At 51.5% G+C, this 18,654-nt stretch carries 23 protein-coding genes; 19 read left to right on the forward strand and 4 right to left on the reverse strand.

The annotated features are described in order from the left end of the window. Positions 1–5: 5 nt before the first annotated feature. The 8 genes from Q7R85_04190 to Q7R85_04225 all read left to right on the forward strand — a co-directional run bounded on the left by Q7R85_04190 (position 6) and on the right by Q7R85_04225 (position 4,604). Positions 6–512, forward strand: coding sequence for a TspO/MBR family protein (locus Q7R85_04190; GenBank protein MDO8585285.1), 507 nt, complete (start codon positions 6–8; stop codon positions 510–512). 76 nt (positions 513–588) lie between these two features. After that, positions 589–1,239 carry a phosphatase PAP2 family protein gene (locus tag Q7R85_04195; GenBank protein MDO8585286.1) on the forward strand — a complete coding sequence of 217 codons (651 nt, stop codon included), beginning with the start codon at positions 589–591 and terminating at the stop codon, positions 1,237–1,239. Between the two features lie 27 nt (positions 1,240–1,266). Then, a complete protein-coding gene (locus Q7R85_04200) occupies positions 1,267–1,557 on the forward strand; it encodes a winged helix-turn-helix domain-containing protein (protein MDO8585287.1) in 291 nt (96 codons plus the stop codon). Between the two features lie 51 nt (positions 1,558–1,608). Further along, on the forward strand, positions 1,609–2,112 hold the full coding sequence (gene greA / locus Q7R85_04205) for a transcription elongation factor GreA (GenBank protein ID MDO8585288.1): 504 nt from the start codon (positions 1,609–1,611) through the stop codon (positions 2,110–2,112). Then, entirely contained in the window at positions 2,109–3,371 is a 1,263-nt protein-coding gene (locus tag Q7R85_04210) for an aminoacetone oxidase family FAD-binding enzyme (protein ID MDO8585289.1), read from the forward strand. The genes greA and Q7R85_04210 overlap by 4 nt, the downstream gene beginning before the upstream one ends. A 50-nt stretch (positions 3,372–3,421) precedes the next feature. After that, positions 3,422–3,745, forward strand: coding sequence for a hypothetical protein (locus Q7R85_04215; GenBank protein ID MDO8585290.1), 324 nt, complete (start codon positions 3,422–3,424; stop codon positions 3,743–3,745). 18 nt (positions 3,746–3,763) lie between these two features. Continuing rightward, entirely contained in the window at positions 3,764–4,159 is a 396-nt protein-coding gene (locus tag Q7R85_04220; GenBank protein MDO8585291.1) for a cupin domain-containing protein, read from the forward strand. 10 nt (positions 4,160–4,169) lie between these two features. Further along, positions 4,170–4,604 carry a pyridoxamine 5'-phosphate oxidase family protein gene (locus Q7R85_04225; protein ID MDO8585292.1) on the forward strand — a complete coding sequence of 145 codons (435 nt, stop codon included), beginning with the start codon at positions 4,170–4,172 and terminating at the stop codon, positions 4,602–4,604. A gap of 76 nt (positions 4,605–4,680) precedes the next feature. On the opposite strand, the gene Q7R85_04230 is transcribed toward Q7R85_04225, so the two are convergent. Beyond that, positions 4,681–6,651, reverse strand: coding sequence for a VCBS repeat-containing protein (locus tag Q7R85_04230; GenBank protein MDO8585293.1), 1,971 nt, complete (start codon positions 6,649–6,651; stop codon positions 4,681–4,683). 50 nt (positions 6,652–6,701) lie between these two features. Between Q7R85_04230 and Q7R85_04235 the strand changes: the two genes are divergently transcribed. The 5 genes from Q7R85_04235 to Q7R85_04255 all read left to right on the forward strand — a co-directional run bounded on the left by Q7R85_04235 (position 6,702) and on the right by Q7R85_04255 (position 10,029). After that, a complete protein-coding gene (locus tag Q7R85_04235; protein MDO8585294.1) occupies positions 6,702–7,358 on the forward strand; it encodes a phosphatase PAP2-related protein in 657 nt (218 codons plus the stop codon). Positions 7,359–7,412: 54 nt separating this feature from the next. Then, positions 7,413–7,820 (forward strand): c-type cytochrome, encoded by a 408-nt coding sequence (locus Q7R85_04240; protein MDO8585295.1) that lies wholly within the window; start codon positions 7,413–7,415, stop codon positions 7,818–7,820. Between the two features lie 141 nt (positions 7,821–7,961). Beyond that, a complete protein-coding gene (locus tag Q7R85_04245; GenBank protein ID MDO8585296.1) occupies positions 7,962–8,687 on the forward strand; it encodes a 3'-5' exonuclease in 726 nt (241 codons plus the stop codon). Between the two features lie 16 nt (positions 8,688–8,703). Then, the gene (locus Q7R85_04250; GenBank protein MDO8585297.1) at positions 8,704–9,732 is read left to right on the forward strand and encodes a serine hydrolase; all 1,029 of its coding nucleotides are present in this window, start codon (positions 8,704–8,706) and stop codon (positions 9,730–9,732) included. A gap of 27 nt (positions 9,733–9,759) precedes the next feature. Then, positions 9,760–10,029 carry a hypothetical protein gene (locus Q7R85_04255; GenBank protein MDO8585298.1) on the forward strand — a complete coding sequence of 90 codons (270 nt, stop codon included), beginning with the start codon at positions 9,760–9,762 and terminating at the stop codon, positions 10,027–10,029. A gap of 10 nt (positions 10,030–10,039) precedes the next feature. On the opposite strand, the gene Q7R85_04260 is transcribed toward Q7R85_04255, so the two are convergent. After that, a complete protein-coding gene (locus Q7R85_04260; protein MDO8585299.1) occupies positions 10,040–11,716 on the reverse strand; it encodes a glycosyltransferase family 39 protein in 1,677 nt (558 codons plus the stop codon). Position 11,717: 1 nt separating this feature from the next. After that, positions 11,718–13,421 carry a glycosyltransferase family 39 protein gene (locus Q7R85_04265; GenBank protein ID MDO8585300.1) on the reverse strand — a complete coding sequence of 568 codons (1,704 nt, stop codon included), beginning with the start codon at positions 13,419–13,421 and terminating at the stop codon, positions 11,718–11,720. A 206-nt stretch (positions 13,422–13,627) separates the two neighbouring features. Here Q7R85_04265 and Q7R85_04270 point away from each other — a divergent pair, with 206 nt between their 5' ends. The 4 genes from Q7R85_04270 to Q7R85_04285 all read left to right on the forward strand — a co-directional run bounded on the left by Q7R85_04270 (position 13,628) and on the right by Q7R85_04285 (position 15,969). Continuing rightward, the gene (locus Q7R85_04270) at positions 13,628–14,422 is read left to right on the forward strand and encodes a hypothetical protein (protein ID MDO8585301.1); all 795 of its coding nucleotides are present in this window, start codon (positions 13,628–13,630) and stop codon (positions 14,420–14,422) included. A 178-nt stretch (positions 14,423–14,600) separates the two neighbouring features. Then, positions 14,601–15,188 (forward strand): HD domain-containing protein, encoded by a 588-nt coding sequence (locus tag Q7R85_04275; GenBank protein ID MDO8585302.1) that lies wholly within the window; start codon positions 14,601–14,603, stop codon positions 15,186–15,188. A gap of 126 nt (positions 15,189–15,314) precedes the next feature. Then, positions 15,315–15,647 carry a hypothetical protein gene (locus tag Q7R85_04280; GenBank protein MDO8585303.1) on the forward strand — a complete coding sequence of 111 codons (333 nt, stop codon included), beginning with the start codon at positions 15,315–15,317 and terminating at the stop codon, positions 15,645–15,647. A gap of 19 nt (positions 15,648–15,666) precedes the next feature. Further along, positions 15,667–15,969, forward strand: a complete 303-nt coding sequence (locus Q7R85_04285; protein ID MDO8585304.1) for a hypothetical protein — start codon at positions 15,667–15,669, stop codon at positions 15,967–15,969. 195 nt (positions 15,970–16,164) lie between these two features. Here the strand turns inward: Q7R85_04285 and Q7R85_04290 are convergent, their stop codons facing one another. Further along, entirely contained in the window at positions 16,165–16,740 is a 576-nt protein-coding gene (locus tag Q7R85_04290) for a hypothetical protein (protein MDO8585305.1), read from the reverse strand. 253 nt (positions 16,741–16,993) lie between these two features. On the opposite strand from Q7R85_04290, the gene Q7R85_04295 reads away from it, so the two are divergent. Together Q7R85_04295 and Q7R85_04300 are read left to right on the forward strand one after the other, a co-directional pair. Beyond that, the gene (locus Q7R85_04295; GenBank protein ID MDO8585306.1) at positions 16,994–17,521 is read left to right on the forward strand and encodes a hypothetical protein; all 528 of its coding nucleotides are present in this window, start codon (positions 16,994–16,996) and stop codon (positions 17,519–17,521) included. Next, positions 17,500–18,654 (forward strand): hypothetical protein (locus tag Q7R85_04300; protein ID MDO8585307.1); only part of this gene is annotated, 1,155 nt, incomplete at its 3' end. The genes Q7R85_04295 and Q7R85_04300, both read left to right, overlap by 22 nt.

Consider the following 18,654-nt stretch of genomic DNA (forward strand, 5'->3'; position numbering starts at 1 on the left):
AGTGTATGACCCTCGGCAACATATTCAAGCTCATCATTTCCATTGTCGTCTCCGAACTCGCCGGCGTGATCGGCGCGTTATATACGACTCCGGCGATACAATCCGGTTGGTATGCCGGCCTTATCAAACCCGCCATCAACCCTCCGGCGTGGGTGTTCGGTCCCGCGTGGACAACCCTCTACGCGCTGATGGGTATTTCGCTTTTCCTCATCTGGAAAGAACATTCTAGCATTCTGCAGAATGTTAGAATGTTCCGAATATGGAAAATCGGCGTCGCGGTATTTTTTATTCAACTTGCGCTTAACACTCTCTGGTCAGTTATCTTTTTCCGTCTTCATTTACTTGGTGGAGCGTTTATTGAAATCATCTTCCTCTGGCTCGCTATTCTTGTCACTATCATCGCGTTCGCCAAAATTTCCCGCCCCGCGGCATACTTGCTTTTACCCTATATCCTTTGGGTAGCTTTCGCGGCGTACTTGAACTACAGTATTTGGGCGTTGAATGTGCTTTAACGACTAAATAACATTCCGACATTCTCAAGAATGTCGGAATGTTATTTTATAGATTTACGGGTGTATAATGAAATTAATGAATATATTATTTCAAGATTTTTTCGCTAATCTTTCCGGCGTGTTTCGCGGGCGGAACTTGTATTGGCACTTGCTCGCCGTTCTGTTGACGCTCGGGCTGGTTCTTTCCGGATTTGATTGGTATTACGCGACTATAACCCGTGGCGGCGTTGTCGCAAAAATTTTATTCCCCGCAGTTTTTTTCGGCGGTCTTTTGCCGATTATTTTGCCGCTCGTTATCGTGACGCTCGGGGCGGTGAAGCGGAGCGCTTATACCATCCGTGCCGGCTGGGCGACGGGGCAAGCGGCCATCGTCGGATTACTTGCTTCATTTTTCTATAAAGCACTCACGGGCAGGGCGCATCCGGAATTGATATCGGCGGCGCTTGGCGACATTTCGCGCGTGTTCCATTTCGGATTTTTACGTGGCGGAGTATTTTGGGGCTGGCCATCTTCGCACACTACCGTTGCCTTTGCCGTCGCGGCGGCGCTTGCGACGCTGTATCCGAAAAATACATACGTCGTATATCTCGGATTTTTGTATGCGCTGTACGTCGGATTTGGCGTTTCTATGAGCATCCACTGGTTTTCGGATGCCGTCGCCGGCGCTATTATCGGCATCGTTGCCGGGGTAACCATCGGCAAAAGTTTTCTTAATCCGAAAATATAACATTCCGATATTCTTGAGAATGTCGGAATGTTATGGTACGCTGGAACGATGAAAAATTCAAAACAGCTTGAGCGGCACTTCAAGGGTGCGGCGAATCATTCGCGTATCGATATTTTGTTTTTGATTTCCGGAAACCCCGATATTACCGTGGAGGGAATTGCTGAAGGGACGCACAAAAATTTTAAAACGGTTTCCGAGCACACTAAGCGGCTGGTTCACGCCGGCCTTGTGAATAAAAGCTATCGCGGCCGGAACGTGCTTCATGCCCTTTCGCCGTACGGAATAAAGTTTGTTCACTTCATAAAAACGTTCATTTAACATTCCAACATTCTTGAGAATGTTGGAATGTTAAATACGGATTTTAAAATTATGCAAATACCCAGACGAAAATCTGATTTATTACGGAAGCGGGACAGCGGACCGGTGTATTTGACTGCGGAGGGACTGGCCGCGATGCGGGAGGAGTTGGCGCACTTGAAACAAGTGTTACCGGCACGCATCGCCGAGACGGCGCGGACTGCGGCGTATGGCGACCGGTCGGACAATGCCGAATACAAAGAAGCGAAAGGGACGCTGCGCCGCACGCACTGGCAGATCTTAAACATTGAGGAGCAGCTAAAACGCGTTGAAGTTATTTCTTCGGGTGTGAATGCCTCCGGCACTGTGCAGCTTGGTTCTACGGCGGTGCTTGAGCACAACGGAACGCAAACAACATTTCATATCGTCGGACCGCTCGAAACCGATCCTGACGCGGGACGCATTTCTCATTTGTCGCCGCTTGGGAGCGCGCTCATTAATCATGCCAAGGGCGAAATCGTTACCATCCAAACGCGCGGCGGAGCGCAGACATATCGCATCGCAGAAATCCGATGATATACGATGTTGTGATTATAGGAGGAGGGCCCGCGGGGATGATGGCGGCGGGAAGGGCGGCGGAGCGCGGCCGTTCGGTGTTGTTGTTGGAAAAAAATTCGGGATTGGGCAAAAAGCTGCTTATCACCGGCGGCGGCAGGTGCAACGTGACGAATAATAAACAGCAGGTTCGCGAGATGCTCCTTCAGTACAACGGAAGCGACCAATTTCTTTTTTCCGCGTTCGCGCAGTTTAGCGTCAAGGACGCGCTGGAGTTTTTTAATGCACGAGGCGTTGCAACAAAAGAGGAGAATGAAGGAAGAATGTTTCCGGTATCGGATAGCGCAAAGTCGGTTTGGGACGCGCTGGTGCAATACATGAAGGAAGTCGGCGTGAATATTCAGGTGGGCGTCGCGGTTACCGGTCTAACGGTTGATAAGGCAACCGGACACGTGATTGTTAAAACTAAAACCGGAGCGCCTATTGCCGCAAAATCGTGCGTGGTAGCGACTGGTGGCGTTTCGCGACCCGAGACCGGGTCAACCGGTGAGGGATTCCGGTGGCTGCAAAAATTGGGGCACAAGATTCTTCCGAATGATCAGGCACTTGTTCCGGTGGCGCTTACTGACCTGTGGGCAAAAAAACTCGGCGGCGTGACGCTGAAGGACATCAAGCTTACGGCGTTTCAGGGCGGATCGCCCCAGGCAAAAGCAAACGGCAAACTGCTGTTCACGCACTTTGGCGTTAGCGGTCCGACGGTGTTAAATATGAGCAAAGAAATAGGCGAGCTTCTGAAATACGCCGAAGGTCCCGAGGTATCCCGAGGGAGCGCGGTGACGATTGAGATTGATTTGTTTCCGAAGACGAATCTTGGCGCGCTCCGTAAGCAGCTGCAGGCGCTGTTGGTCGGCGAGAGTAACAAAAAACTTAAAAACATATTGAGCAAGCTGATTCCTTCGGCGCTTGTTGCGGCGCTTTTGGAGATCGCGAAGATCAACGGCGAAACAGCAAGTCACAGCGTGAGTACAGAGGAACGAAAAAACTTGGTTGCGCTAATGAAAGCGACTCCGCTCCATGTTTCGGGCTTGCTCGGCGCGGACAAGGCGATTGTTTCTTCCGGCGGCGTGGCACTGCAAGAGGTGAACTTCAAGACCATGCAATCGCGCCTTATCCCTAATCTGTATCTTGTTGGTGACGTGCTGAACGTTGACCGGCCGTCGGGAGGATATAGTCTGCAGCTTTGTTGGACAACGGGGTATGTCGCGGGGAACAGTTGTTAGCGGGATTTTTCCCGCGGCGCGTGATATATTAGATGTACGGAGTTCATTTTATGTTTATCAAAAAATATATCGCGTACGCGAAGGACAATCCCTATGGTTATTGGTTCAAAGCAAAGCCATACGGCTGGGGCTGGACTCCGGTGCGGTGGCAGGGGTGGCTGACACTGCTGGTGTTTATCGGGCTTATGGTGTTGAACTTTTTTCGCATTGACGCGCAGTCGTACTCCGTAAGCGACACCGTGCGACCGTTTGTTATCCAGAACGTTATTTTGGTTATCATTTTGCTCGCGGTTTGCTGGAAGACCGGTGAACGGCCGCGTTGGATGTGGGGTCTGCCGGATCCGAATGAAAGTAAAAAAATGGACGGCGCATAAGAGTATAATGAAATTATTATGAAAGGATTTGTCGCAAACATCGAAAAACTTTCGCTCGAGAACGACTATTTTCGGAAGGTGCTGTATACCGCGGAACACAGCCAGCTTGTGGTGATGAGTTTGAATCCGGGAGAGGAAATCGGCGCGGAGGTGCACCATCTTGATCAGTTTATTCGCGTGGAAGCGGGGACCGGCAAGGCAATTTTAGATGGCGCGGAGCATGCGTTGAGCGATGGGGTTGTCGTGATTGTCCCTTCCGGGGCAAGACACAATATTGTGAATACGTCCGTCGACAAGCCGATGAAATTATATACGCTGTACGCTCCGCCGAACCATCGCGACGGAGTGATTCACCGCACGAAAGCAGACGCGGAGAAAGACGAGGAAGCGTTTGACGGAAAAACAAGCGAATAACCACCACCACATGGAACCAATAACAAAAACGGAAGTGCTGAAATTCCTGCGCGCGCATCCCGAGTGCGTACTGGCGACGGTTTCGCCCGAGGGAAAACCGGAAGCGGCCACCGTGCTTTTCGCGGTTGATGACGACTTTGTGTTTTATTTTGGCACGTTCGAGAAATATCGGAAGTATCAGAACTTGGCAAAAAATAAACAGGCGGCGATTGTGGTCGGTGCAACGGTTAAAGAGCCGAAGAGCGCGCAAATTGAAGGCGTGATGGAGCCGATTGAACATGAAGCGGATATCACGAAGACGAAGATATTTTTCGCGGAACAGAATCCCGCGATGAAACCGTTTTTTGCATCACCTCTTAAGTTTTTTAAGTTACACCCCGCATGGTTGCGGTTTCTTGACGAAACAAAAAGCGAGGCGGAAAATTTTCAGCAGATTATTCCGTAATACGATATTGTTAAAGACTTAATTATAGAAAGTTGAGCTGTTTCCGTTCGCGTTGCCGGTGACGAATCAAGCGTACTTACATCGCTTCGCCGCCCATATCTTTAATTCGCTGTATGAGACGGTTGAATAGCGCATTGAGCGCGTCAAAAATGCGTTGTTGCGCGACGTTGATTTGTCCGGCGTGGATTGACGGGTTTTTTGTAGTTAACAGATACACATCGAGCGGTATCGTTACCGTCGCTCCTTCTTCCCCGGCGGCGTTCACGGGAGTCATGCGTATGGTATAGCGTCGTGGGTCAAGCAATAGCTTGATCGTCTGGGATCGGTTCACGCTTTGCTTGAACATGAGGTTGCCGTCCGCGTCATACACCTTCACTAACACCAGGCTTTTCCCGGAGGTGATGTATGAAAAATTATTGAATGACGGGATACGCAGGGTAACAACAAATTGATCTTTTATGCGCCCCAACTGCTCAATGTTAACCTCGCTTGCCGCAAACGCGGCGGGAGTCCAGATGCGCGATTCCACGCAAAACTCCGCGTTGTTTTGGTGCGTATAGCAAAGCTGTACGGGAAGTTCCGCGTTTGAAGGCCAGGGAAAACGAAAAGTGGTCAGCTCTTTATTGCGCTCGACGGCGAAGGGAATGTGGCGATGATTTTCGCTTTGATGAAGGGTAAACCGTTCAAGCTCGGCATCTTCTGGCGATTTGAATTGAAGAATCGCATCGCAAGAAGTGGACGTGCAATGTTCGGCGCGCAGCGCAAGATCGCGTGGGATATATGCGCGGGAGGCATACCGCGCCGCGAAACCTCCTTGCAGGCGTCGCACAAATCCTGAAAGACCAGCGCCACCGGAATTAGTAGAAGCGGCGGCGACTGTGGTGTTCAGAAAAATTGAGACGGTATTGTCGGAATAATTCGCAACCGCAAGATCTAACTTGTTGTCGCCGCTAAAATCGGCGGCGCGGACGAATGTCGCCGTTGTTCCCGCGGCAATGCTTGTTGCCGCGCCAAAGGTGCCGTTTCCCGCGCCAATAAGCACGGAAACGTTGTTGGAGGTGTTATTCGCAGTTGCGAGATCCGCATTTCCATCACCGTCAAGATCTGCGGAAGTTATTGACCACGGATTTGTCCCGACGGTGTAATTTGTCGCCGAACCAAATGAACCGTCACCAACGCCGAGAAGCACGGAAACATTGTTGTCAAAATAATTCGCGGCGGCAAGGTCTTGGTCGCCGTCTCCGTCAAAATCTCCTGACGTAATAGAAACCGGATCGTCGCCGACCGCTTTAGAGCTTACCGTAAAGCTTCCACTACCGTTGTTGAGACCGATAGAAATTGAATCACCGTCTCCGTTGACGTTGGCGAAGTCAATGTCGGTATCGCCGTCAAGATCAAGGGCGACGATAAAGGTAGGTGCGGCACCAACCGTAGCCGCTAAGCTAACCACGCCGAAAACACCGCTACCGTTGTTTAAAAGAACGGTGACGGCATTATTGGCGTTCGTTACCAAGATATCTTTGCCGTTGGCGCCGTTGATATCTCCAAGCGCGAGCCCTGAAGGAAAGTCCGCTAACACGGCTCCATAATTAACCGCGTCGGCGAATAAACCCGCGCCATCACCGATGAGCACGGAGACAGTGATGACGCCACCGTTTGCCACCACAAGGTCTTGTTTGTTATCCCCGTTTAAATCTGCGGCGGCGATTGCGACCGGAGTGGAGCCGACCGTAAAGTTAGTTCTTGCGCCGAATGTTCCGTCGCCAACACCTAAGAATACCGATATATTACTACTCCCGGCATTTACGATCGCGAGATCGTTTATTGCATCACCGTTAAAATCGGCGATAACCGTGTCTCGAGGATTGGTTCCGGGCGTGATGTTTGTCGCCGATCCGAATGTCGCGGCCGCCTCGGCACTCGCGACGGGCAGGAGTGCCGCAAGCGCGAGTAAAAATACAAAAAGACTAAGGAGTTCAACGCGTTTAGTAAACCAATTCATTTGTCGTGGGCATCGGATTTCTTTTAAGGAGGCAAATGCACTCATTATTTATAGTATAGCATGCGTGAAACGGTTTTTGTGATATGATGAATGGTATGAATTTCTTTGCCGAACATTATTACTTTTGGACGCCGCGCAATAAAAAATCGTTGTACGTGGGCGTGCTGCTTTTGGCGATGGCGATGCTTATCCAGGCGTACGCAGGGCAGTATTCGTATCACAAAGCGATTTCTGCCGCTGCCGCGGAGGATACGCTGCTGGATATCTTGCCTGCCGTCAATTTGGGCTGGCTTATCGTGCAGGGGTCGCTCATTTCCATTCTTATCGCTATGTTTTTGCTTGTCCGCTACCCGTATCATTTTCTGTTCGGGCTCAAAGTGACCGCGCTTTTTATTGTTGTCCGCGCGGTGTTTATGACGCTGACGCAGATCGGTATTTATCCGGAGGGGGTTGATTTCAAGTTGAGCGTCGGTTCCGGTATTTACAACTTTTTTAATTTTCCCGGTAATTTCTTTTTTTCCGGGCATACCGGACTACCGTTTTTGATGGCGCTGGTGTTTTGGCACGAACGGCCGCTCCGGGCATTTTTTCTTTGTTTGTCGCTGGTGTTCGGTGTCAGCGTGCTGCTCGCGCGAGTGCATTATTCCATTGATGTGTTTGCCGCGCCATTTATTGCGTACGGGATTTTTAAAATCGCGCAATGGCTGTTTAATGGAGACTATCTTATTTTGCTCAAGGATTACGAAGGGTAGTAGTGTTTTGCGCGCGTGCTATAATGGAAGCAGGCTTCTTTTTTAGCGAGGTGCATGATGCTCAGGCAGTCGTTGGCGCTGTTTGCCGTCGGAGTAGCGGCGTTTGTCGGGATTTTGGCCGCGTTGAACGCGGCCGACGAGAAGACGAACGGCAAGGACGTCTTCTTGAAATACAAGTGCGACAACTGCCACTCGGTTTCCTCGGCCGGCATCGAGGGGAAGAACAAGAAGATGGTCGCCCCCGACCTTCTTGACGTGACCGCGCGGCACGAGGCGGAATGGATTCCGCGTTTCATCCGCAAAGAAGAGGGCGCCGGTCATGTCCGTTGTGACAAGGTCCCGAAGGAGCGCGACGGCAAGCCGCACATGCTGAAGTTCGCGGGAACGAAGGAAGAAGAGGACGCGCTTCTCGCATGGTTTGCGGAGCAGCGGACAAAGGAGGAGGAGGAGGAGAAGAAGTGAGTTGCTGACCTTCGGTGTGTGCGATGGGCTTGCCTGGCGGCAGGCCCATTTCTTTTCGCGATATCTTCCCACGCTATTGTGCGCGGCACTCGTGGTATACTTGTACACATGTGACCGCGACTTGTTTCTGGCGGGATGAATATGGAAAAAAACGAACTTATTTTTCTTGATACCGAAACAACCGGCAACGACGTTGCGAATGACCGGCTGGTTGAAGTTTGTTATAAAGTCCCAGATGGAATACATAAGGGATATTTCAAGCCGCCTCTACCGATGTCGGTTAAAGCCATGAGTATCACAAACATTTCAAACCGGATGTTGATGGATAAAGAGCCGTTTCGCGACAGCCATTTGCGCGCCGACCTTGAAGCGCGTCTCGCAGAGGGGATTTTGGTCGCGCATAATGCCAAGTTTGACTGCGCGATGCTTGAAGCTGAAGGGCTCTCTGTTCCGCGGCGTATTTGCACCTTCCGCGTCGCAAGACACCTGGATTCGGAAAATCTCATCCCGGAATACAACCTGCAGTATTTGCGGTACCAGCTTGATCTTGATGTTCGCGGCGCGGGTGCCCATGACGCCAAAAGCGACGTGAAGGTGCTTTACGCGCTCTTTAATTGGCAGCTCAAAGAAATGAAAAAGGGTGGGCTCACGAAAGCAAAAGCGATTGAGGCGATGCTGGATGTTTCTTCGCGGCCAACGCTTTTCAAGCTTTTCCCGTTTGGAAAATATAAGGACAAGAAAATTGAGGAGGTGGTAAAAACCGACCGCGCGTATTTGGAATGGCTACTGAATAAAAAGTATGAAGAGGGCGGGACGGACGAAGACTGGATTCACACGTTGAAATATTATTTAGCTCGCGTACTATAATATATTTTGGATATTTATGAGTGATACGACGCACACGCAGGCAAATGCGCGACGGGGATTAGTTATTCCTGCCGTGTTATTTTTTGCCGGAGCCGCGGTCGGGATTGCCGGCGGATACACGTTTGCGTTATCCGGCAACACCGGCGTGACATTTGGCGAAGATTTATATCAGCAACATCAGTATAAATTTATCAATCCGCTGCTTGCATGTAATGCGACCGATGCGGTGACTTCGGCAGAATTTCGCCCGCTTGAGTCAGAGTTAAAAAGCGCGATACAGCGGTTAGCCGAAGGATCGGGCGCTACCGTTTCGTTGTATTTTAAGGAATTAAATAGCGGCCATCAGACCGCGATAAACGAAAATACGCGGTACGCGCCGGCGAGCTTGCTGAAGGTTCCTATTATGATGGCATTCTATAAAATCGCGGAATTCAAACCCGAAATTCTCGCTCGGACGTTGACGTATGCCGGGAGCGTCGATTTAAATCTGGAGGAAAATTTTATGCCTGACAGGTTTATTCAGCCCGGGAAAACATATACGGTCGCCGAGTTGATTGAATATATGGTTATTGATTCCGACAACAACGCAATGATGCTGCTCCGAGAGGTGATTGATGAATTGGCGCTCAATGAGGTGTTTATTGATTTGGGGTTGACGGTGCCGACCGTGGGAGATGATCCGGATTTCATCAATGTAAAAAATTACTCGCGTTTTTTCAGAGTATTATATCACGCGACGTATTTGAGCCGTGAGAGTTCGGAAAAAGCGCTGGAGCTTTTGACGCGGGATAAACCGTTTAAAGGCATTGTCGGCGGCGTGCCCTCGGACGTAACGGTCGCGCAAAAATTTGGTGAGCGGGGTTTTGTGACGAGCTCGGGTGATGTTACCGATCGTGAACTTCATGATTGCGGCATTGTCTACGACCCGGATGGTCCTTATCTGCTCTGTGTCATGACGAAGGGAAGAGCGAGTTTTGAAAAGCTCACGGATATTATCCGGAAAATCTCAACCGTTGTGTATGAATATCGTCGGCGCGGCGCATGACGCTTCGCGCTGTGTTATGCTGAACATATGATGGAACTACAACATAAAAAAGTAGCGCTGACGTTCGGTGTGTTTGTCGGAGGGTTGCACGTGGTCTGGAGCGCGCTTGTGGCGTTGGGTTGGGCACAGGGGCTTTTAGACTTCATCACCACGCTGCATTTCATTAATAACCCCGTTGCAGTCGGACCGTTTTCGTTCGGCATCGCGGCATTGCTCGTCGCGGTTACGTTTGCCGTGGGTTACGCGGTCGGTTGGGTGTTCGCTTCGGTTTGGAATAAGATGCATGCGCAATCGTAAGGGATTGGCGTCAGTTAACGGTGAAGCGGTATGCCTTAAAGGCGGCGCGTCCCGCGTCGTCAGCCGCGGTGAACTGCGGGTTATTTTTGTTGGCGATAAATATTTTTTCAATATTTTCCGCGGCCCCGACATGCGCGCGTTTTAATGGCGCGCCATTCTCGGCTTTGACGAAATACAACGCGACATTTTTAAACATCGCGGTGTTACCGGTTTTTTGCGCCTCAAGAAACACGCTTGCGGGCATGATGGGAATGCCGTGGTAATATTGTCGGCGGCTGAAGAGCCAGAGCATCGGGCCGACGGCAAGGTTGTCGTCGTAAATGATGCCCGAGGGAGGAATCGTTGCCGGAATGTTACGCGCGTATGTTTGTATGACGCTGTCCAGTGTCGGGCTCGGGTGGCGGGGAACATTTACCGGTCGGGCGCTGCCGAAGACGCCGTCCAGGTACCGGTCAAGCTGTACCACACCGTAGTTCGGCGTATCGGTGAATTGCGCCTTAACAGTGAACACGGTTTCGCTCGCGATGATGATTCCCAGCGCTACCGTGAGTACCTCTCGTTTTGGAAATCGCTCGGTGCATCGGAGTATGGCGAATGACGCGAGTGGAATGATTGAAATAATGTATAGCGCGGTGAATCGCGGAGCGGAGCCGACGGCGATAAGTAAGAACGTGATGCTTGCGCCGGTGAAAAGTACGAGTGACAGCGCGTTTCGCGCCTGCCTACCGGTAGGAATGGCGCGGCGCGCGCCTGTCGCAAGAATGACGCCCGCCGTTCCGAGTATCAGCAGTAACGGCGAGTATAGCGCGCGGAGATTCATGAAAATACGCGAGAAGGACTCTTGTGTTTTGCCGGAATCACCCTGCCAATACGGCGGCATTTTTCCGAAGAGATATGAGAATTGAAGGTCGAAATGGCCGAAGGTTTTGTAAAGCATGATGTTGTAGATGACGACGGGCGCGAACAGTATGGCGGCGAGCAGCGCCGCCGCGTACATGCGCCAATTTTTAAACAGTGCCGGCTGTTGCAGCGCGATGACTGCGAGATACGCGGGCATGAGAAAAATTCCGACATATTTGGTGAGGAGTACCAAGCCGAACGTCGCGCCGAACGCAATCCAGCGGCGCGGGTTTTCCATAAATCGCAGGAAGGTTAGTATGTTCAGGAGTGAGAGCGCGATAAGCACAGACTCCATCATTGCAAGTCGTGAAATAAAAACATGCGCAAAATTTACGCTGATGAGCGCGGCGGCGATAAGGCCCCCGATGGACATCGGGGAGAGGCCGTTTAACGTCAGTTCGGGGAAAATATTTTTGAATAATCTCCGGACGACAAAAAAGATGAGCAGTATTGACGCGATACCGGCAAGCGCCGAGGGGATGCGCGCGACGAGCAGTGAGTCGCCGAGCATCGCGAAGCAGATGTGCTGAATCAGGAAAAAAAGCGGCGGATGGTCGTGGAACGAAAGTTTTGTCCACCACGGTAGCGGGTTATTCTCGAACCAGTGGACCGGTGTCGGCTGGGCGGCGCTTTCAAGGTAGTCCAAATATCCGATGGAGCGGAATGCGTAGAGCCCTTCGTCGAAGGTTAGTTCGGCGGAGCCTAAATTCCAGAGCCGGAATCCCGCGCCGATGATGACGATGCCGATGAGCGCGATGGCGACGCGATGTTTTGCGAAGAAGTTCATATCAGATGTTCAGACGGAAGACGTTGAACACCGTAACGCCCTCTGCGTTTTTTATTTCATCTACCGGAGCGGCTACGCGCGCAATTTCTTCCGCGGCACGCGTGCGCGCGTCGCTCGCCGGTATTGCCGTCATGACGCTTTCGTTTGCTGCCGTGATGATGGTCACATCCGTAAACCCGAGCGTGCGGTAGAAGCCCGCTCCTTGCCCGCGCATTTTTTCCGAAAACTGCGTCAGTGAATGGATCGGCGCGAAGTTGTACAAACGGCGGCGTTCAAAAATCCATACCCACGGGAACCATTGCATGCGGTCATCAAAAATCAAGAGGTGTGTTTGGATTGGTTGCGTGGGATTCTTCGCGAGCGCCGCGCGGATGCGTGATTCTTGGTACGCGGCAAGCTGCGGCTCTTCGGAAAAAATGACGATGGTGGAGAGTTCGGGGTGTTCGGCGTAGAAGTTTTTGACATATGACTCCAGCGCCGCAAATCCCGTGAACGCGGGGCGGTTTTTCGCGAGAAGGAGGGGATTCGCGATGAGCGGCGTCGGCAGAAGCTGGCTTTGCGCGGCAAAAATAATCTCCCATAATCCCGCGAGTGTTACGACGGTGATGAATAGCACCCTTGTTTTATTGTTCGCGGCGGCGGATTGCCATAGCCGGGTTGTGCCGATGCCGACAACGAGCGTCACAAACGGCAAAAGTACCGTTCCGAAATGGTCGTCGCCGGAAGTGATGCCAAGCATGACCAGCGCCCAGAGCCCGCCGAGTCCGAAAAGCGCATATGTCGCGCGCGTTTCGGGGCGTTGCCATGCACGCATCGCGGCCGCGGCAAGCGCTGCGAGTAAGAGCGCGATGAATCCCGCGCTTGCATTGCGGATGCCGAGTGATGCCGCCACCGCGGCGATATTGAAATTTTTTGTTGCTACGCGCGTCAGAACCTTAAAATCTTCCGGGTGTTGCCCCGTGAGCGTTGAAAGCGCCGCGTCAACATGTCCGCGCGTGCGGAACATCATCATGTTGTAGATGATGATGGGGGAGATGAGGATGAGTATTGTGGCGCACCCGGCGTAGAACCATTTTTCTTTCCACGCTCGTCGCTGCCACGCGAGTAACGCGACGAGGAACACCGGTCCCATAAAGAGGAATGTGTATTTGGTGAGCAGTCCCGCGCCTACGCACGTCCCCCACCACAAATAATTTTTCGGGGCATTTTTTGCTTTGATGAAAAAGTATAGGGCAAAAAGAATTTCCGGAACGAGAAATCCTTCCAAATATCCGATGCGGGAAATCCAGATCGCGTAATTTGAAACCGCGAGTGTCGCCGCGGCGACAAGCCCCGCTGTTGTGCCGGCCGTGAGCGTTCCTAAAAGGTATGCGCCGTATATGGCAAGTACGCCTGCGGCGACAAACGGTAATCGCGCGGCAACGGCGTTATCGCCGAAGAGCTGAAACGAAATCCATTGCGTAATAAAAACGAGCGGCGGCGCGTCGTGGAAGGAAAGTGATTGCCACCACTGCGAGGTTGGAAACCAGGAGACGGGCGTGGATTGCTTGTTGGTTGAGGCGACGTAGTCAACGTAGTCGACAGAACGTAGCGAATAGAGCGCGTCGTCTGATGCAATGTCGGGAAGCGAAAGATTCCAGAGGCGGAGTCCTAATCCCAGCGCGAGAATGCCAAGGAGTATATATATGGTAGCGTGGCGGTTCATGTATCTTATGATACGGGTGTTTCATGCCTGTTGCCAATATATATAGATAGAAGGGACCCTGCCGGCGATGTGGCGCGTTGACGGCGACGTTTTATATATCTTATATTGAGGACAGCACTCGGTAACTGATTTCACTGTGGAGGTGAGCGATGTATCGTCGCAGTGCGGAACACGAAGATAGGGCAGAGCGTAGTGCCGCGACTGTCATGGATCATTGGAAGATTTCCAAGGATCCTGTGGTGCCGCGCATTTGCGTTGTGCTCGGAGGAGCCGGCTGGGGAGATGTGTCCGTCATGCAACCGGAACGCTCCTTTTTCCTCGTGCCCACCGAGGACTACAATCGTAGGCCGATTCTCATGGCCTTCTCGGGGCTGAAGGAGTTGTCGGATCACAAGCGCGTGGTGGAGTACGGTCACGTGTCCGGCAAGGAGGTGCTGATATTGAAAGGCCGCGTGCATATCAATGAGGCGCTGGCGCATCCGGAGTATGCGTTTTACGCGCGGCTGCAGATTGAGATGCTCATCAAGATGGGGTGCCGTACGTTTATCCTCACGAGCGCCGCCGCGAGCTTCCGCGAAAACGTGAAGCTTGGCGACATCATTGTTGCAAGCGGATTTTCGGGACATTCTGCTCCGAACATGCCGCTCGAGGCGGACGAGAAGCCCGAACCGGAGCGGGTGTTGGACCCCGAACTGCAACATCTGGCGTGCGAAGTGGGGAAGAGCGCCGGACTTCGGATTTACGGAGGCGGCGTGGTCATGGTGCGTGGCCCTTTGGTTCCGACACTCTCGCATGACGTGAATCATTTGTGCGATTCGGGCGCCGATGTCACTGTGACAAGTATCCTTCCCGAGGCGACGTTCGTGGCGCTTTATCCGAATACGCGGGCGGTGGGGCTCTCGTCTGTTTCCATCGCTGCCGACGGGACGAAGTACGTGGCAACTCCCGAATACACGGCGAAGCGCGGCGAGCTGCTCCAAAACATGATTGCGGGGCTGTAACGACAACGTAGGCGACAACAAGGGGGCGGAATCCGGATTCGGACCGCCCTCTTTCTTTTTCTGGTTTTGTCATTCGTTCATTCCCTCCAAAGGCGGGCAGGCGCGCGAATGAACGAATGACGGAGTCGGCAGATAGGTCAAATTTACGTTTTTCATGAATTTGCATCATAATAAAACTATGTCCGGTCTCTCCGACATGATGAAGTTTATTGAGTTGACACACCGCTTGCAGCAGGTGCGGCGGACGATTTTTGTTAATCACGAAGAGAGAAATGAAAACGACGTGGAGCATATGTACCAATTGGCAATGGTTAGCTGGTATATTATTGAACGCGAAAAGTTACCGCTTGATATTCCGAAAGTCCTTCGTTACGCGTTGGTTCATGATGTTGTAGAGGCCTACGCGGGAGATACGTATTTTTATAGCGACGATAAGGATGATAAAGCAAGGCGCGAGCATGCCGCGGCAGAGCGGCTCAAAAAAGAATTTCCCGAGTTTCCGGATTTGCATGAATGCATCGAAGCGTTTGAGCGCCGTGAGGACGCGGAGAGCAAATTTGTCTACGCGTTGGATAAGGTGATTCCCGTCGTGAATATTTATATGGACGGCGGTCGCTCGTGGAAGCGTGACGGCGTGACATTCGTGGATGTGCTGAAATATAAAACCGATAAAGTGGCGGTGTCTCAGGAAGTGAAGGTATATTTTGATGAACTTGTAGAGCGTCTCCGCGCGGAGGAGACGTCGTTGTTTCCGAGGAAAGCATGAGGAGCTGTTAGTGTTCAGTTGTTCCACTTTGCCGCATGCAAAAGATGAGATACATCGCATTGACGGCGCAATTTTTTTATGCGAATATGTGAGCAGTATTCGGTCGTTGCAGTGGAGGATTAGCTGATGCCGGAACAGGAATTGAGGCATGGATCCGTGGTTGAGGATCCCGATCTTGCCGCGTGGAGCATCGTGGATGACTTGCCTCGAGACGTGGTGCTGGCGTATATCTTTGCAAGGGCATTTGATGCGCCACTTGGTCCTAAGGATGCGCCGCTGAAGTACGAGAACCTTCGGAATCTGTCGGAGGATGTGTGCGCAAGGAATCCGCGCGCATTGGATGCGCACTGGCGTGATGGCGTGGCAGTGGTCGTGATCGTGGACGCTGTGGCGCGCGAGGTGCACGCTATCGTCCGTCACGGTCCCGTGTTCCGGTTGATGAGTCGTACGATGCAATAGCATCAGAAAGGAGAGTCCGATGGAGGCGCAAGAATTGGCGATGGGAGATGTCGTCGAGTCAGGAGACCTCTCAAATTGGGAGGTGCTTGTTCGGAATCTTCCTCGTGAAGTTGCACGCGCATATGTCTTCGAATGTGCTACGATGGCGCGTTGGAGTGATGCGCGCCGTCGTGGTCCTGTCGTCGTAGATGCGAAATACATCTGCGACTGGGCTAACAACACGGCAATCGTTGTTCATGTTCCGGCGCGAGACGTGAAACTGGCACTCGCTGTCTGCCGCCGCGGAGGCAAGTTTCAGCTGCTCGGCCGCCGGGGAGGATAGACATCCCCATTTGCGTACGTTCGTGCGCATTCGCATTTGAGCTCCGGCTTTGGCTGGAGCTCAAACATTTTATATATATGAACGCATATGGGTATAAGTATGCGCGTATGTGTACGGAAAAATGTTTACATCTTTAAAGCTTAAGCACCAAAGATGTCAACATTTTATTTAGTGAAGCGAGATGGCTTGAGCCGCTTATAAGTCGAAATACTCTTTTAATGTATGTAATTTCGGGATTTCTTTTGTTTTGAAATATAGTACGTGGCGGTTCATATTGAGCTCAAAAATGCCACAGAGAAATTCAAGTTCGCCCATGCACTCGTACGGGTAAACCCAGACACTGCGTTGCAGTTGATAAAGTCCAAGCGCCCGGATACGTCCGCGAAACGCATCACTCGCTTTTTTGTGATTGACGGGAATGTCATAGATAATGACGCGCCAAAACCCATCCCATCGCGGTGGTTTTGCTATGGCGAGTGTGTCCAGATTATATTTTCTCACAATCGTTTTCCCGAGGTGGGTGAGTGTGACCTCAATGGTGCCGTCGGGAAACTCTTCAATATCAATCACTTTTCTTTTTTCCAGTTCGCGCAACCGTCGCGTGCGTTTCCTTAGCAACTCCTCGCCCCCATCCTTAAAGTAACTTTTGATGATATTGTAGAGAAAATACGGAGAGCCCGCAGCGGCAATCGTAAAAAGTCCCGCGCGAGCGAGTGCAAGCAGAAGATCCTTCGTAATGTTGTTTTTTCGTACACCACCGTGTCCCATCATACGACTAGTAGAATAATGTTTACATTAGTATAGCTTAAGCACCACTAATGTAAACAGTTGAGGGTTGCGGATGTGGTGTGGTTCAGGTTTGAATTCGCGGATGCGGGTAGTCTAAATCGGGATGCGGGTAATCTACGTCAGATGGAGGGTTGCGTCTTGTGGCGCCCTGTGCTGTTGTGCTCTTGACGGGTTGTCGTGGGGGTTGGTAAATTTGCAATAATATCTTTCGAGAAAATTTTTGTATACGATATTTATGGAACAAATTCCAAACAATGATAGTTCGACGGGTTCAAAAGAGGCGACGCGCGCGCCGTGGAAGCGCGTTTTTGTTTTTTTTGGCGCGTTTGTGGCGTTGATGCTCGTCGGCGCGGGGGCGTATTTCGGTATCCGGTATTATCGCTATCGCAATGGGTATCTTTTGCCGATGGAAAAGTATAATGCGTACATGGATATTTTCCGTAACGATACGTATGGCGGGGCAACACCGGAGGAAACATTGAAGCTTTTTGTCGCGGCGCTCCGTGAAGGTGACGTAGAGAAGGCGAGTTTGTATTTTATGCCGGATGATAGAGGAAGTCGGGAGAAGTGGGTTAAAGCTTTGACGTCGGATAAAGAGAAGGGGAATCTTGACGAAATTATTGATGTTGTTTCGCGCGCGAAGTACGCGGGCGATATAATGGGCGTAAGCATGATTTATGAGGTCCGCGGTAGCAACGGCGACGTTGAGGCTTCAATAGATTTAGTTAAGGGTGTCAACGTATGGAAAATAGAAAGTTTGTGACAATAAAAAAGTTCGCGTTCGCGTTTGTTGCTCTTCTCAATCTCGTAAACCTGACCACTGCGCGTCAGGTTTATGCGTATGAGATCCCCACGCACGCCGGTATTACTAAAGAAATCACTCGTTTCTATAACGAGCACTTTTCCAGCCGCCAGCTCTCCGACGCCGAAATGCAATCTCTCATGGAGGGTAGTCGCCGCGAAGATGACGCCCCGCGCTGGATGAATCACTTTTATGACCCCATGCATAATAGAGGGCTGACGAATTTTTTCGGCACGAATTGGATGAGCTCTAAGCAGTGGGCAAACAACTCAGGAGAGCAGATTTCGGCGTTGTATAATCCCATTCACCAGGTGACATATAGCGCGGTGCTGACATTAGCCAATCCGGAGCTGCTTACGCAAACCGATTACACCTGGCGCCGTTCGCTTGAGGACTACGCGCGCGGGGATACGACGCGCGCATTCGAAGGATTGGGTCACGTGCTCCACTTGCTTGAAGACGCAAGCGTGCCGGACCACACACGTAATGACCCGCATCCGGCGGTTGGTGAAAAGGACTATCTGGAAACCGGAAGTCCGTATGAACTCTGGACTGCGCGGTTTACCGAAGACAACATCAATCTCCTGCAATACTTGTATACAAAAAAGCCGATTGTACTTGATTCGCGTGACGCGTACTTTGACGCGATGGCGAATTATTCCAATAAAAATTTTTACAGCAAAGACACGATTGATGTTGCGGAGTATGCGGAGCCGAAGCCGGATTACATTTTGAAGATTAACGGACGCGTGTTTGGTTTCAGGCGAGACGGAGACGCTGGCGACTACCGCTTGATTTATTTTGATGCGCAAGGCCACCAGTCCGACACTCTTAATGCCGGGTTAAAATCTACGCTTAAAGATGCAGATTTTCTTGTCATGCGTGACTACTGGGAGCGTCTTGCGCCAAAGGCCGCGCAGTATGGCGCGGGCCTCGTACAACTTTTCCTTAAAGAAGCGGAGCAATTAAAAAATGACCCGAGTTTTTCAAAAGAAAAACCGAAATCGCCGTTGGCCGAGGTGTTGAACGCGTTGCGTGGATTTTTTGAACGCGCGTCCGAGGATGCGGTTAGCGATGGCTTGTATGAGGTTGCG

The organism is bacterium (genome assembly GCA_030649055.1).
Taxonomy (GTDB): domain Bacteria; phylum Patescibacteriota; class Minisyncoccia; order UBA6257; family JAUSGH01; genus JAUSGH01.

Bases quoted from the DNA above. Each gene is read 5' to 3' on its own strand.
- Q7R85_04190 (MDO8585285.1), top strand. From the start codon at position 6: ATGACCCTCGGCAACATATTCAAGCTCATCATTTCCATTGTCGTCTCC.
- Q7R85_04195 (MDO8585286.1), top strand. From the start codon at position 589: ATGAATATATTATTTCAAGATTTTTTCGCTAATCTTTCCGGCGTGTTT.
- Q7R85_04200 (MDO8585287.1), top strand. From the start codon at position 1,267: ATGTTATGGTACGCTGGAACGATGAAAAATTCAAAACAGCTTGAGCGG.
- greA (MDO8585288.1), top strand. From the start codon at position 1,609: ATGCAAATACCCAGACGAAAATCTGATTTATTACGGAAGCGGGACAGC.
- Q7R85_04210 (MDO8585289.1), top strand. From the start codon at position 2,109: ATGATATACGATGTTGTGATTATAGGAGGAGGGCCCGCGGGGATGATG.
- Q7R85_04215 (MDO8585290.1), top strand. From the start codon at position 3,422: ATGTTTATCAAAAAATATATCGCGTACGCGAAGGACAATCCCTATGGT.
- Q7R85_04220 (MDO8585291.1), top strand. From the start codon at position 3,764: ATGAAAGGATTTGTCGCAAACATCGAAAAACTTTCGCTCGAGAACGAC.
- Q7R85_04225 (MDO8585292.1), top strand. From the start codon at position 4,170: ATGGAACCAATAACAAAAACGGAAGTGCTGAAATTCCTGCGCGCGCAT.
- Q7R85_04230 (MDO8585293.1), bottom strand. From the start codon at position 6,651: ATGAGTGCATTTGCCTCCTTAAAAGAAATCCGATGCCCACGACAAATG.
- Q7R85_04235 (MDO8585294.1), top strand. From the start codon at position 6,702: ATGAATTTCTTTGCCGAACATTATTACTTTTGGACGCCGCGCAATAAA.
- Q7R85_04240 (MDO8585295.1), top strand. From the start codon at position 7,413: ATGATGCTCAGGCAGTCGTTGGCGCTGTTTGCCGTCGGAGTAGCGGCG.
- Q7R85_04245 (MDO8585296.1), top strand. From the start codon at position 7,962: ATGGAAAAAAACGAACTTATTTTTCTTGATACCGAAACAACCGGCAAC.
- Q7R85_04250 (MDO8585297.1), top strand. From the start codon at position 8,704: ATGAGTGATACGACGCACACGCAGGCAAATGCGCGACGGGGATTAGTT.
- Q7R85_04255 (MDO8585298.1), top strand. From the start codon at position 9,760: ATGATGGAACTACAACATAAAAAAGTAGCGCTGACGTTCGGTGTGTTT.
- Q7R85_04260 (MDO8585299.1), bottom strand. From the start codon at position 11,716: ATGAACTTCTTCGCAAAACATCGCGTCGCCATCGCGCTCATCGGCATC.
- Q7R85_04265 (MDO8585300.1), bottom strand. From the start codon at position 13,421: ATGAACCGCCACGCTACCATATATATACTCCTTGGCATTCTCGCGCTG.
- Q7R85_04270 (MDO8585301.1), top strand. From the start codon at position 13,628: ATGGATCATTGGAAGATTTCCAAGGATCCTGTGGTGCCGCGCATTTGC.
- Q7R85_04275 (MDO8585302.1), top strand. From the start codon at position 14,601: ATGTCCGGTCTCTCCGACATGATGAAGTTTATTGAGTTGACACACCGC.
- Q7R85_04280 (MDO8585303.1), top strand. From the start codon at position 15,315: ATGCCGGAACAGGAATTGAGGCATGGATCCGTGGTTGAGGATCCCGAT.
- Q7R85_04285 (MDO8585304.1), top strand. From the start codon at position 15,667: ATGGAGGCGCAAGAATTGGCGATGGGAGATGTCGTCGAGTCAGGAGAC.
- Q7R85_04290 (MDO8585305.1), bottom strand. From the start codon at position 16,740: ATGATGGGACACGGTGGTGTACGAAAAAACAACATTACGAAGGATCTT.
- Q7R85_04295 (MDO8585306.1), top strand. From the start codon at position 16,994: ATGGAACAAATTCCAAACAATGATAGTTCGACGGGTTCAAAAGAGGCG.